Source organism: Paenibacillus chibensis (assembly GCF_004001045.1).
Classification (GTDB): Bacteria; Bacillota; Bacilli; order Paenibacillales; family Paenibacillaceae; genus Paenibacillus_AQ; species Paenibacillus_AQ chibensis.
Window position 1 is genome coordinate 119,366 of sequence record NZ_BIMK01000018.1, and the last position, 13,941, is coordinate 133,306.

Below are 13,941 nucleotides of genomic sequence, written 5' to 3' on the forward strand. Positions count from 1 at the left end.
AAAAAATGAGTAGTTTGCACAAAAAAAATCCCCGGCAAGTGAATAGGTACGTACGCTAAAAGCAGCCTATTCGTAGCCAGAGATTTACGGTCTCTTGTAGAAACCCTCAAACCATATCAATGAGGATATACGAACAATATCTAATATATGATCAACAACAGAGGTAAGTGTACCGAATAAACACGAATGTGTCAACACATTATATTAATATAATTCGTTTTTATATAAAAATATCCGTATAATAGTAAATTCAATATAAAAAAATAACACAAAATCCGAACATTAAGTTATTAAGCTATTACAAACATTTTTAATTCGCAGCTCCGAGCTGTATTTATTGGTATTGAAAAATATTCCAACCTTGATTACGATGTAAGCGTTACCTATTATGCTCAGCGCTTTCCTGCGCGGGAAATCCCAGGAGGTTATCCAAATGATCAAACGAATCGGACATCTGGCATTCGATGTGGCGGATATGGAGCAGTCCCTGAACTTTTACTGCGGCGTTCTCGGCTTTACCAAGGCATTTTCCATTGAAGATGATCAAGGCAATCCCTGGATAGAATACATTAAAGTGGCGGAGGGGCAGTTTATCGAGCTCTTTTACGGCGGTCAAAATAAACCGCAGCAGGCCTTGCGCCCGATCGGGTTTTCGCATCTGTGCCTTGAAGTCGATTCCATTGAAGCCATCGCCTCGCATCTGAAGCAAAGCGGCGTGACGCTCGACGTCGAGCCGAAGCAGGGCAAGGATCACAACTGGCAGTGCTGGGCCAAGGATCCGGATGGGAACCGGATCGAGTTTATGGAGCTCCACCCGGACTCGCCGCAGATGAAAGCCTAAAGTACGGCACCAAAAAAGAGTGCCCTCTCCAATGCCGGAGTCAGGGACACTCTTTTCGCTTGTTCAGACCATCATTAATTACCGCTTCCGGTGGTACCGCTCGTGTCGCCACCCTCCGTACCGGTTTGGTTACCCTCTACCGTTCCACCTTCGGGCGAGGTCTGCGATCCATCCGGCTTGCCGTCTGCCGGAGGCGCTGTCTTGCCTAGCTGGTCCTCAGGAATGATCGTATACGGCACGTTGTCCACGAGCACTTGACCGACTTTGGTCAGGTCGAGCTTCTTAATGAGCTTGAGCGTCACCGTACTGGTGTATGCTTCCGCCCCGTCAGCCTCCCCAGTTGTGCCGTCGGAACCGGTGCCTGCGGCTCCCGAAGCAGCGTCCTGCCCGGCCGCCGCTCCGTCAGATGATGATGTGCTGCCATCTCCTTGACCGGTTCCCGTCGTATCGCCGGTTGCATCCGCACCGCTGCCGTCTTGGCCTGCGGCCGTATCCGTTCCGGCGGATGTTCCACCCTGATCCTTAGCCGGGTCCGCGGCGCATTGATGGTCAAACTTCGGCGTCGGAACCTCCAGAATAATGTTACCGTCTTTGCCCATCACCGTCACTTCGCCAGCCTGGAAATCCCGGCAATCCGCCGGCTTTTTGAAATGGAACACCAGCTGGGTGACACGGGTCTTGTCGGCGTTCTTCAGCGTCTTGCTCGTCAGAACCGGCACTTCCTTCACCACCTCCGGCTCAACCGGCGGCGTGTCGGTTTCGGCCGGCTTCGTGGCCTCCACCGGCTGCTTTTGCGGCGCTTCCTTCTTGAACCCCCCGTTCGCATGGATGATAATCAGCATGCCTCCGATCACGACGATCGCCAGCATCAGCACCGCGCTGAGTCTAAAAACTCTCGGATTCCCCCGCAGGAGCTTAACCAGCGGCGAAGCCAGCTCGTTCCTCGCCTTGGCATACACCGGCTTCAGCACCGGAGGGGCCGTATCGAAGTATTGGCGGACGTTGTCTTTGTTGCGGAATGCCGACGGGTCGTTTTTCGTAAAATAGCTGATGATCGCCGTCGCATAGGCAGGCACAAGGCCGCGTGGACGCACGAAAGCCGGTTCGGATGCCGACCATTTGAAGAAATCGTAGACGACCTCCGCGCTTGGGGCGTGCCTGTGCAGAAAATCGATCAGGCCGTTATAGTCCACCGCTTCGGTATCGACATCGTAGTAAAAGGCCATCGTAATGCTCGGGAACCGCGAGAATTCCACTTCCTTCTTCAGCCAGCCGCGCGCCAGCTGCTGTACCTCGTCCCGCTCCGTAGGAGACAACCCTTTCAGTAGGGACACCTCCGGCTCCGGATTCGAGAACCATTGGTACGCCGCCAGCATCACCTCACCTTTGGAGCGCGTGCGGGAATCAAAGCGGGACACCCAGGAACGGAACTCCTTCGGGATGTTCAGGAACCCGATTTGCAGCAGCTGCTCTTTGCTGAGCTTGTCCAGCTGTATGTCCTTCAGCAAAAATAGATTCGCCGCGTACATCAGCCTGTCCACGAACACCGACCCGCCCTGTACCAGCGCAAAGCCGTGCTGCGGATCCTGATCCAGCTGGTCCAGCTGATCCAGCACCTGATTCACTGCTTTGACGGGATCGGACTCTTTGCGGAGCTTGTCCGTCAGCTGCAGCTCCGCCAGCTTGTTGAACGTGTCGCTCTCGAGAATAACCGGATGATTCACGGCCCAGCGATGCAGCAGCTCCACGACATCGCGCGCTTTCGGCGCTTTTTTCAGGCGATTGTCGATATAAGGCTCAAAGAGCAGCCGCGGCAGACCCGGACTTGCCAGCACCTTGCCAAAAAAGGCCCGGCTCAGCTCGGCATCGCTTTCGATCATCGCATACGCGCCGGACAGGAGATCATTGCGGTTCTTCGAGATGATGTTATTCAAACTCCGGATCAAATACTCCACGATCTTCCGTTCGCTATGCTTCCTGTCGATCCGGTAATAGTCCTTAATGCATTCCATGACCTCCGGCTCCGGGATCTCCCCCTGCTTCACCTGGTCGAATTCGAGATCAAAGCTCGCCAGGCACAAGTCGTTCAGGCTCATCTTCTCGGAAAGGGCTCCGGCAGGGGCCAAATAGTCGAGCATGGCCCGGAGCACGGTCAGCTTACCGCTCTCATACAGCTTGAAATTCCCCTCTTCCATCTGGAAAAGCACGGCAAGCTCATGGTAGCTGACGATAGCAATATGCCGGATCGGTTCCATATCTTTCAGCATCTGTGCCGCAAACTGGTAAAAACGCTCCGCCCGCTCCGGATTACCCAGGTTGTCCCACGCAAAATCAAGATACGGCTGGTCAGCCCAATCGAGATCGGCGTTAAATACCCGTCCTACCGACAGCTCGAACAGGAAGTCCTTCTCGATGCTGCGATCGTTCAGACGCAGGCCGCCCTTTTCGACGAACGTGATCTGGATGCCTTTTTTACTCTGCGGGTCTTTGGCGTACGTGAGGAATCCCAGCTGGCGGCGAATGCCGTACGGCAGACAGCCAAACAGCAGCGCCATCAGCTGTTTCGCCTTCTCGGACAGCTGCTCGATCTCCACGTCCAGCACGATATATACTTTTTTCTTGCCGGCGACGGACGCCATAGCCGCGAACAGCAGCTGCTTGAACGTCTGCTCGTCGATTTTCAGCTCCTGCAGCAGGGCTAACGCTTCATCGCGCGTCAAGCTTGCGCTGCGTCCCTTCGCCGGAATCGCCGCCAGCTCCGGCAGTTCCATCCCCTGCTCAATATCGTAACGTTCCGCAAAGGTGGCGTTCAGCCAGGTCAAATAGTCCGTCTCCGGCGCATCCTTGAATTCAGCCGGAATGACATAATGATGCGTAAAGAAGGCGCTGCGCAGGCCGGTAAAATCCGCAGGCTGAAACACGCTCCGGCCCACGATGGTTTCGCCGGTCTCCGTATGGACGACATGCAGGGCATCCGGGTACTCCTGCCCCTCTTTCTCGGCGCGGGCCATCAGCTCGGCCGGTGCATCGTACTGGCATAACGGATGCAGTACCTTTTTGATGTAGGAAGGATCCAGTCCCGGTGAGCGCGCGATCGTGTCGAAGCCTTCCGTTGAACGGAAAATGCCGCGGCGCTCGCGCGTATACATCTGCTGCTGGACCTTATTCGGGGTCAACATCACGCTTCGTCTCTCCCCTCAATATACTTCAGTTTGTACATCAGCCAGATGAACGGCTCATCCACGCGGATCGGGCTGACGACAGACTGCATTTTCTGGTTGACCGGATTGCTGCCGAGCGCGGATACCGCAAAGTAGGCCGTATTGGAAAAGTACACATCCATCGTGCCTTTGAACGGCCGGTCCACCTTTTCGACGAAGCGGCGGATTTCGCCGTCAATATTTTCAAACTCCGTCAAATTCAGCACCTTGCGGTGCACCATGTTGTTGAACACGTTGCTGTTGGATTTGATGTATTCGCCATCCTCATCCTTCAAGGAGTGAAGCATGTCGCTTTTGGTCAGCACGATGGCGGTCGGGATGTCGGTTTTCCCCTTATCCTCATAAGCGATAAAATCGCCGAACATCGTCAGCACCACATCGCGCGGCTCGTCGTACTGCGACACCCATTCGCCCGGCTCGTCGCCCATTTGAATGCGGATTTTGTCGCGGATCGAGCGGATTTGCAGCGGATCGACCATGAAGAGAATGCCCGCGGAGTTTTTGATATGCTGGCCGTGCAGGCCGAGATAATCCTCGTCGACCATGCCTTCGCCGGCTACATCGAAAAACACCAGCGTCAGCGGCGGCTTCGTCTCATCCTTGAACACGAACTGGAAAATAAACGGCTCCTGCATCCGTTCCTTCTGCGTGGAAGCCAGCAGGTCCCCGCGCTCAAACAGCGGCTCCTCGTACATCGTGCGGAATTTGCGGCTGATCTCCGCGTTCAGCGGCATGCAGGCCGCGTTGAAATGATCCGCCGTCGAATGCTGAAGCGTATGGATCAGCGATGTCATGTACACCGACTTGCCCACCTGGGACGCGCCGATAATGGAAATGATGTTGCTCGGCACCTTGCCGGACGTCACCGGCAGTTCGTTATGGCAGTTCGGACACAGCCGATGGCGCGTAACGACGCCGTAACGGTCATTCAGGCCGACCAGCACATGGTCCGAGTAAATATGATGCTCCTCGGGAATGTCGCCTGGACGCAGGATCGCTTCCATGTCATACACCGAGTCGAGCCCGAAGCGCTCGCGGTAGCGATTCAGCTGTTCATCCTCCTGAAGCGCGTAATCCTCATCATCCTCGCGGCTGTGTGCCGCGCGGAACACGACCTCGTCCGGCGCGAACTTACTGAAGCAGTACGGACACACAATATCGTAAAAAAGCGGCTTAGGCTCGGCGATCGTTTTCTTTTTGAACATATCGAAAATGCCCATCGGTTTCTTTCTTCCCCCTTAGAAGTGGGTTATGCATAGGCGGCGCTGCGGAGACGGATTCACTTTTCGTCCGCTGCGCTGCGGAGCGGAATCGTTCGTTCTTGCGTCCGCTGCGCTGCGGTGACGGATCGTTCTTCCGATCGCTGTTGTCTCCAGATTTCTTGAATAATCCCCTTAGGGGGAGAAATCCGGAGACAAAGGCGACCACTGCGTTTCTTCAGAACGATTCCGCCCCCTCCGCTTCGCTATGCATTTTGGTTGTGGTATCTTTGAAACGAGTCTCAGAACCGACTCGTTACGTTATGAAATAAATGATTGAACTCGCATGGATGAACTTCATGTAAGAATAGAACATTAAGTACGAATTAGGTTTGGACCACCCGCAACTTTTAAAACAAACTCTATCGTTCATCTTCATAACTATCTAATTATACTTACGAAAAGGACAAATCTCTCGCTAAACTCGAATTCTATCGAAGCGAAAGCAGTTAAATAGTAACGCTGATTCAATTTAGAATCAGCTATCTCTAAATACAAACCCCTTAGGAGTAGCGTGCTTCCTTTGAAATCGTGTTATTACCAATATGGGCTTCAGCGGAGGAGGCGGAATCATTCTGAAGAAGCGAAGTGTTCGCCTAAAAGCTTTCCAACGGAAAGCTACATAGGAAGCATAGGCTGCCCTTGGATTCCAACTTTGGTTTCGTTTAATGAAAAAAATCCAAGGGCAACAGCGATCGGAAGAATGATCCGCATCTGGAGCGACGCTCGAATTCCGAATAACGCGATTTCAACAGAAGCATCGCTCACTCCGGCACCAGCTCATACAGCTGACCGTACCTTTTCCCATCGGTGAAAAACAGGCGCACGTAATCGTTTTTGCCGACCTCGATCACCGGCAGCATGTTGCGCCCGGCCGCGAAGTCCGTCACGAAGGGGTACATCGTGCCGTCCTCTTTGCTCGCCGGATAACCGCCTTCCTTTTTTACGTAGCAAAGCGCCTCTTTCGGAATCGGAATCTCCGTTGTCACCTTGATCTGCACCGACTTGTACTTCTGAAATAAGCCGCTCTTCTGGCGGATGGAGAACCACACCTTGGCTTTGCCGGTGCTGAACTCCTTCCGGTTCTGCCCGTCATGCTGGCGGATCAGCGCGGGGCCATCCTCCGTATCCGTCGATGCGTATAGGGTGTAGATCACCCTGCCCACGCCGTCGATTCTGTCGTGATAGCCGTTTGCGGCCTTGTACTCATTGCGCGTATACAGCTTCAGCCGGCTCATATCGGGCCTTTGCGTATCCGACATCGGCTCTTCACCGGCCATGCTGCGCTCGATGTAGACCGCCGAAATATCCTCCGGCCAGCGCCAGCGGAGCGTGCAGCGGTCTCCATCCAGCTGATGGGTCACACCGCGAATGAGCATTGAGCTGATATCCGCATCGATAAACCTCATGTTTCATTCGCCTCCCATGTCAGAATCCTCTGCTGCTGTTATTTTTGGGCCGTCCCGCAAATCCGGTCTGCGAACCGGCCGAACCCGGGCGCTGCAATCCGCTCTCGAGCTTGCCGCTTTCCTTCACCGGAATGACCGCCGTGAACAGGGCCAGCACGCCGGCCAGCACCAGGCAGGACAGCAGCCGGATGACGCTATCGCTCACGCTTCCGCCGGATAATCCAAACTCCAGCAGCAGCCCCGCGAGCAACCCCGAGACCACGCCGCCTGCGCCGAAGCTGCGCGCCAGATAGCGGTTGTCGAAAATAAGTCCCAGCGCAAGGCCAATCGCCGCGCCGATCAACGTCAACGACACCACGCGGAGGATCAGATAGACCATGCTGTTCTGCTGCGGTCCGGTTCGCTCGGTCACGAGCGTGCGCTCCCCGACGTCGTTATAGATTTTCTGGAATACCACCGACAAATCCCCGGCGTTCTGCACATCGTAATATTGTCCGCCCGTTTCCCGGGCGATGGACTTCAGCAATGTGGAGCCGTCTGCCTGTACCAGGCTGAGTCCGATCGTATTCACCTGCACGTTCTTTTGCTTATACAGCGCAAGCGCCGAATTCAGATCCACATCACTGAACCCGTCAGACAGCAGCACAACCATCGTACCTCGGCCGGTATTGCCCTCGGCCTGGATATGCTTCATCGTGTCCGACAGCGCCAAGCTGATATCCGTGCCGCCGTCGGTTGCCTCCAGCCCGTCGATCTCGCTATTGACTTTATCCTTGGCCGCCTGGTTTTTCACCTGCATAAAAGGCTGCAGCAGATTCGTCCGGTCATTGAAAACCATCACGGCCACGCGGTTATCGCTGTCCATACGGTTGATCATATCCTTTGCGGCCGTATAGCGTCCATTATCCGGGTCGGTTTCCTGCATGCTGCCGGAGTTATCGATGACCAGCGCGATGTCTTTTACCGGCTTGGCTCCGCCGGCATTGATCTCATAGGCGAACTCGAGGCCGAGGCCGATAACGAACACCATAACCAGCGTCGCCGGCACAAGCAGCTTCCACGAGGTCCCCGCATAGCGCTGCCTCCAGGAGGGGCCGTTCAGACGCGGCGACACGATTTCGGCTACCAGGCAGCCCAGGCCGATGAACAGGGCCAGGAGGCCGAAATACAGGCCAATGACCACGATCCGGGGCCAGTCTCCTCCCCACTTGTCGAGTATGATCTCTCCGGCCGTATAGCCGATCGCGCCCCCGATCAAGCTAAAGAGCAGCAGGAGCAAATTCAATTTTCGCTGCATTTGACATGCTTCCTTTCCAAAATGGGATGGGAGCCGGCTTCTTACCTGAGCTCCGGCAGCCGCTCGACTTCCATGCCGTGAAATTCATAGCCGTTCCGGACGTACGTTTCATAGTAGACCCTTCCGTTGCGGTAATACATCAAGTCCTCCAAATGGAAACCGCCCATGATGTTCAGCTTCTCGACGCCGCTGCTGCGCTTCTCATGCGCGACGCCCAGCTTGTAGATCCGGGAGGTCTCGTCTGCCCCCAGCGCATACCGGATAAACTCGCTTTCCGCATCGCCGAAAAAATATTTTTCTTCGTAACGGTGCTCCTGCGTGTATTCCAGAAGGCGGACATTGATGACCGCGTTGTCCTCCAGCGTCCGGTACAGCTTCTTGAACAGTTCCTCCTTCGAGAGGATCTGCCTGTTGTTGTAATCCGTCGTAACATTGGCCCGGTTCAGCAGCTCTTCTTCAAAGGTTTGATTAAAGGCGGCCGATTCCAGCAGTTCCTTCCGGCACACCTCGATCAGCCGGGCCAGGATCCGCCCCTGCCCCTCGTCCAGCAGCTCCGTTATGCCGCCCATGTACCGTTCTTCAAAAAAGACATCCGCTCCGCGCCGGGCCTCCAGATCACGCATCAGCTCTTCCGTCACTACCCCGTAATATTCCATGATGTTCTGGCCGATGTAATCGTCGGCGGTGCGGATGCTCGCGCGGGCGGCATCAAGCAGGGTCTCCTGCAGCCGCTTGAGCTCCTGCGCTTTATGCTTGTATTCTTCGTGAATCCGCGCCAGCTCTGCTTCGTAACGGCGGTATAGCTTGAGTTCCGTTTCGAGCTGGAGGAGCCCAAGCTTGCGCTGGTACACAGTTTCGAAAAAGAAACGGATAAAGCTGCGCACATTATGCTTCTCCATCAGCGGACGCTTGGGAAAAGGCTGATCCTCGACACGCGATTCATAATAATCGACAAGCTGCGCCTTTTCCGACTCCAGATGGCCGGCAATGTCCCGGATGCGGCTCTGCAGCGCCATAAGCACGCTGCCTGCCGCATTCTCATCCGTCCACTCCGCGATGCCGAAGACGCCGATGCCCGTCAAGTCGCGCAGTCGGCGGCGGATGTGAGCCTGAAGCTCTTCTCCGGCCTGCAGGCGTCCCAGGCGGTGCAGCGCTTCCTGCACGTAGTTGCTTTCGAAATACGCCTCACAGCCCCCGCCGAACAAGGCCTCTTCCGCTTCGCGCAGCGTCATGCGCTTCAGCGAAGCATAGCTGACGGGATGCGTCATCATGCCGGTCATTTCTGCAATTTTACGGTTGTCCGGCACGAGTCCGGCCGCCTTTTCCGATACCGAAGCGGGATCTAGGCCGAAGAACGAGAGCTTCTCCTTCAAGCTATAGTCCGGCAGATGGTTCATCCGCTTAAGCAGTCCGCCGTAAAAATGGTACAGCACTGCGAGCGCGATCGACTCGTTCGGCCGCTTCACTCGCGAAAAGCCCGCCGAGACGAGCCCTTGCCGTCCCGATTCGGTCATGATGTTGTTTTTGAAGGAGGTATTGTTGTAGCCTCCGGTGTTCATGTCGTAGTGGCTTTCCCTCTGCTTGCGGTTCTTCAGCAAGCTCAGATGGCAAATGATCTCATAGTTGCCCTGCATGCCTCCGGACGCGGAAATGCCGCGTTCGTTTTTATCGGACAACACGTACACGAGATCAAACAGCGGGGCAGACTGATGGGTCACGGGAATGGACAGACCGTCCTCCGTGACATGCAGCTCTGCGGAAAAGCTGTAATCCTGGCTCTGCATCAGCTCCAGCTCCCGCAGGAAGGCAACCCCCGCCGAGCTGCCATATCCGAAAGCCTCCATCTGGTCCCGCTCGCTGATCAGCACATACAGATCCATCTGAACCGACTTGAAGGATTGGCTGAAGATCGACTGTGCCAACAGCGAAATCTCCGGTATGAACACATTAAGCGGGTCGTCGACCCGCGTAATGACTGAGAGATGAATACGGTCGAATGACGAATACAGCCGTCCGTAGTCCGCTATGTTGTAGCTAAGCTGGCGCAGTGCCCGGTTAAGCCCGTACAGCTGCTCTTCATTACGATAAAAGGATTGATACAGCTCCTTGCGCATCGTCTTGGCATCGCCTCCGGCAGATGCCGAACCCATCGCAAACCGGCTGAGGCGCAGCTCGGCTTCCGGCGGCTCCTGCCCGGCAAACGTACCCGCTTGCGCTTGCCGCTGCGCATGTCCGGATGCTGTGGATGCCCCGGAGCTTCCGTCAGCCGCTCCGGTTCCGACATGGAAATACATGACGCCGGCGCTGTTATCCCACTTTTTATGGTTGATTTTCATCACGGGCTCGATCGCACCCGCCGACTTGTCGCCGATGAAAAGGAATACGGCCGGATAGTGGATGCTGCTCTGATCGTCCCCTTTGCCCGACTGCCGATCCTGATCGGCGGCATAATCCGCGGCAAACCGTTCCAATAATCGCTCCATGTTATTTCAACCTTCTGCGAATGTCGTTTAATTTCGATGAAACCTGCTTATAGAACTGATGCCGTTCTTCCCCGTCAGCCAGCTCCACCTTCTCGTATTCCAGCCGGTCGCGCGCATCGAGGAACGTCTCGGCCAACTCTTCCAGCTTGGCAAGCAGCAGCGATATGTCCTCGGAAGCCGTCAGCTCATTATCGCGACGGGAGGCTTTGCGAAGCAGCGTGCTCCGGCTTTTCTCATCCAGCGCGCGGAAATGCTTGTAAACCTCGTATTCCACGTAATTGACGCTCTTCATGAGATTGGCGAACGCCTCCCACGACTCCTCCTCCGGATCGCGGTCATACACGTACAGCGCACCCTTTTTCGTAATGGTGCCGGTATACATCGCTTCGATGAAATGATCCAGCCACTTCTCCTCGTCCTGGTTCTGGCTGATGATCTGCTCCAACTCCCGCAGCTTGGCCGCGATCGCTTCGTATTTTGCCAGCTCGGCGCGCACGCGTGCGGTTTGCTCCGGCGAACGGATCAGATTTTCTTTGGCCAGATCCTCGTTGATGCTGCCGAAAATATCCTTCGTGCTTTCCTGCTCCAGACCGCCTTCCAGCAGACGCTTCAGCTCGGTGGCGGCGCGTTTCACTTCGCCCAGGTTCGGTTTGGCCGCGCTAAGCTGCATATCATAGGCACGCAGGACATCATTCAGGTCGAACGGCTTCGTATGAATGACCGCGTAGCGGTTGCTCGTGTTATGGTCGTTGTCCTTTTGCACAATGACCTTATAGCGAATCGCTTGATCGAACTCGGCACGTACACGGGCATTATAGCTTTGCACCCGCGGGTTGACGTAGGTTTCGCCCCAGGATTTCTCCGGAATCGGCGACGGCAGATACGTCCAGTTGGCGCGGTCGGTTTGCACCAGGTGACGCCCGATGCCTTCCTTGTCCAGAATCGTGCGCTCATAGCTCTCTTCAAACACCTTCAGCGGCGTGTAAACGAAGAGCGGCACCCCGTTTTTCGTGTTAAGCCAGAAAATCCGGTTCTTCACTTCGCTTTCCTTCACGGTAAAATGCGATTTGCCGACGGAGTTGTTCTGGTAGTTGCGAATCCCCTTCAGGATGCTTGGTGCCTGCACCGGCACGGATACGAAGCCCCAGGATGGGAAGTACAAATTGCCGGCGCTGTTGCTTAAGTGGAATACCGGCACGGCTTCTTCGTCCAGCTTGCTCGCGATATTTCGCTCCACGAATTTCTCGATGGATTCCTCCTGGCCGAATTTCATGATCAGGAAGTCCTCCATCGATTTCGTGATCAGGTCGCCGAATTTCTCGGTCAGGAAGTCGGAAATGGAGCTGACGATGTCGATCTCCTGCTCCTTGACCCATTGGTTGGAATGCTGCAGCAGCTCTTGAGCAAAGTCGCGGATCAGATCGTCCACGTCTTTTTGCTCCATCATTTTGTTGATGACCTTGGAGATATCCGGCACGCTGACAATATTCCAGTAGTAGGTTTTGTTGCCCTTGTGGTCCTGCTGCTCTTCGCCGCTCAGGAGGATGTCCCCGTTTTTGGCAAAAATCGCGTTCAAAGCGTTCAAAATCTCGGTATATACATTATAAATACGATTGTTTTCCTGATTCAAAAGATCATAGAGATCCTCGTAAAACTCGATCATCTGCTCCGTGCGCTCCACGTCCGCCATCAGCCAGTATTCGTTGATCTTGGCTTCGATGTAGACGTTTTTCTTCTTATCCTTCGATACGAAAGCGCTCTTCGCGTCGCCGAGACGCTCGTTCGCCTGCTCCCTTGCCGCTTCGATATCGCGTGGAATACGCGTCAGGTTCTCGCGAAGCGCTTCGATGTAGGACAGCAGCATTTTCAGGAGGCAGAAGCCCTTTTCCGTATACAGCAGGCGCGATACGTAGAATGGCCCCTGCTCCGGATGCAGGAAGATGCGGCGCACCTGGTCGCTGAACTGCTCGACAATTTCGCCCGGCAGCTGTTTCTTCGCCTTGATGTATTCCTCGCGGGCACGGGCCAGGAAGTTCTGCTCCAGCTCTGTATCCATGTTGATGACCTGATTTTTCACCACGTTGGTGTAGCTCAGGCGCTCGCTGTTCTGGTAGCCCGGCAGCGGCTCCGGTACGCGCGATTCGAACGTCTTCATCATCGTGTCGAGATCGATGCCCAGCTTGCGGGCGAATTTCTCCACGTCCTCCTGGCTTGGCGCCTTCTCGAACATCGTTTCCATTTTGCCGAACAGACGGTATGCCAGATAAGTCGTCATTTCTTCAATCGGCAGCACCGCGGAGGAAGCCCCGATAATGTTGTAGTCATAGTTGGCCGGATACGCCTTGTTCATCTGCGCGATATTCGTCCGGATGTTGCTGATATAGTCGTGGATGGCAAATTCCTCGCCCGACTGCTTTTCCTCGCTGGCCATGAAGTTCGTAATGTTCTCGGCAGTGACATTCATGCAGTAGTCATACGCATTCTCCAGCAGCTTGCCCTCGGTATTCGTCGCCGAAATGAGATGGCACAGGTTAAACGGCGGCAGCGGTGAATTCACCGTCAAAATGTTGCCGTACTGCTGCTTGAAGCGCTCGCTTCGGGCGTCGACATTCATCCAGTAATCAAGCTCTTTCAGCGCGGCGTAGCCGTTTTTCTTAATGTATTCGCGGGTATGCTCGCTCAGACTCTTGTTGGACAGATTCACGTCCGGTGTGAACAGGTAGCCAAGCGTGTTGACGCGGTCGATCCCCGCCGAGCCGTGATCGCGTTCGATAATGCCGCGCACGATGTAGGCGATGTCCAGGAAGCAGCCGCTGCCTGTTCCGCCGGAGAGGCCGGTGAGCAGGAATACCATCAGTTTTTTGTTGGTGCCGACGGACAAGGTTTTGATCTTCTTGTCGATGGCCTGCACCACTTGATTGATTTTCGTGAACAGCAGCAGGCGTCCCGCCTGGCGTACGCCGGCGGCGCCGTTCATGCCGTCGGTAATGCTGAGCTCCGGCGACAGCCAATCTGTAATGTAAGGCTCCAGAATGCTGCGATTCTGCAGCAGGCCGCCGATTTCGGCGTTCGAGAGCAGCACGAATTCATTGATGGAGTCGAGCCCCACGCCCTTATAGCGCTTGTTTCTGTCCTGCTCGTTCGTTTCGAACGCCAGAAATTCCACGTTGGCCGGTTTCTCCATTTTCTTCTTGGAAAGAGGATCCTCGGGCAGCTTAAAGCGACGGTTGATCTGGTATTTCAAGCGCAGCAGCGCATCGATCCCCGTTCCTCCAAGGCCTATGATCAGAATCGGATTGTCGATCGTGTCGACCCGGATTTTCTCGCTGACAATCCCTCCGCCTAGCGATACATCGAGCTGCTGTATATGTTCTCTTACTACCGGTTTCATCGTTTCCCCTCCTGAGTGTAACCCTAGGTTTTATATGTGC

The 13,941-nt window shown here is 55.1% G+C and carries 7 protein-coding genes and 1 riboswitch; of the genes, 1 reads left to right on the forward strand and 6 read right to left on the reverse strand.

The window, feature by feature from the left end:
* Window positions 1-53: 53 nt before the first annotated feature.
* Window positions 54-153, reverse strand: a riboswitch (purine riboswitch).
* Between the two features lie 280 nt (window positions 154-433).
* The gene (locus PCH05_RS15930) at window positions 434-841 is read left to right on the forward strand and encodes a VOC family protein (RefSeq protein WP_127603614.1); all 408 of its coding nucleotides are present in this window, start codon (window positions 434-436) and stop codon (window positions 839-841) included.
* A gap of 74 nt (window positions 842-915) precedes the next feature.
* On the opposite strand, the gene PCH05_RS15935 is transcribed toward PCH05_RS15930, so the two are convergent.
* From PCH05_RS15935 to PCH05_RS15960, 6 genes are all read right to left on the reverse strand, one after another.
* A complete protein-coding gene (locus tag PCH05_RS15935; RefSeq protein ID WP_246049633.1) occupies window positions 916-4,020 on the reverse strand; it encodes a GAP1-N2 domain-containing protein in 3,105 nt (1,034 codons plus the stop codon).
* Window positions 4,020-5,282 (reverse strand): hypothetical protein, encoded by a 1,263-nt coding sequence (locus PCH05_RS15940; RefSeq protein WP_127603617.1) that lies wholly within the window; start codon window positions 5,280-5,282, stop codon window positions 4,020-4,022. Before PCH05_RS15940 ends, PCH05_RS15935 begins: the two co-directional genes overlap by 1 nt.
* Window positions 5,283-6,085: 803 nt before the next feature.
* The gene (locus tag PCH05_RS15945; protein WP_127603619.1) at window positions 6,086-6,730 is read right to left on the reverse strand and encodes a beta-mannanase; all 645 of its coding nucleotides are present in this window, start codon (window positions 6,728-6,730) and stop codon (window positions 6,086-6,088) included.
* A gap of 19 nt (window positions 6,731-6,749) precedes the next feature.
* On the reverse strand, window positions 6,750-8,027 hold the full coding sequence (locus PCH05_RS15950; protein WP_127603621.1) for a vWA domain-containing protein: 1,278 nt from the start codon (window positions 8,025-8,027) through the stop codon (window positions 6,750-6,752).
* Window positions 8,028-8,068: 41 nt separating this feature from the next.
* On the reverse strand, window positions 8,069-10,510 hold the full coding sequence (locus tag PCH05_RS15955; RefSeq protein WP_127603623.1) for a transcription initiation factor TFIID: 2,442 nt from the start codon (window positions 10,508-10,510) through the stop codon (window positions 8,069-8,071).
* 1 nt (window position 10,511) lies between these two features.
* Window positions 10,512-13,901: a tubulin-like doman-containing protein gene (locus PCH05_RS15960; RefSeq protein ID WP_127603625.1), complete on the reverse strand. Its 3,390-nt coding sequence runs from the start codon at window positions 13,899-13,901 to the stop codon at window positions 10,512-10,514.
* Window positions 13,902-13,941: the final 40 nt, after the last annotated feature.

What these genes read in the sequence shown, in the direction of transcription:
- PCH05_RS15930 (WP_127603614.1), top strand. Translation starts at nt 434, where the DNA reads ATGATCAAACGAATCGGACATCTGGCATTCGATGTGGCGGATATGGAG.
- PCH05_RS15935 (WP_246049633.1), bottom strand. Translation starts at nt 4,020, where the DNA reads ATGTTGACCCCGAATAAGGTCCAGCAGCAGATGTATACGCGCGAGCGC.
- PCH05_RS15940 (WP_127603617.1), bottom strand. Translation starts at nt 5,282, where the DNA reads ATGGGCATTTTCGATATGTTCAAAAAGAAAACGATCGCCGAGCCTAAG.
- PCH05_RS15945 (WP_127603619.1), bottom strand. Translation starts at nt 6,730, where the DNA reads ATGAGGTTTATCGATGCGGATATCAGCTCAATGCTCATTCGCGGTGTG.
- PCH05_RS15950 (WP_127603621.1), bottom strand. Translation starts at nt 8,027, where the DNA reads ATGCAGCGAAAATTGAATTTGCTCCTGCTGCTCTTTAGCTTGATCGGG.
- PCH05_RS15955 (WP_127603623.1), bottom strand. Translation starts at nt 10,510, where the DNA reads ATGGAGCGATTATTGGAACGGTTTGCCGCGGATTATGCCGCCGATCAG.
- PCH05_RS15960 (WP_127603625.1), bottom strand. Translation starts at nt 13,901, where the DNA reads ATGAAACCGGTAGTAAGAGAACATATACAGCAGCTCGATGTATCGCTA.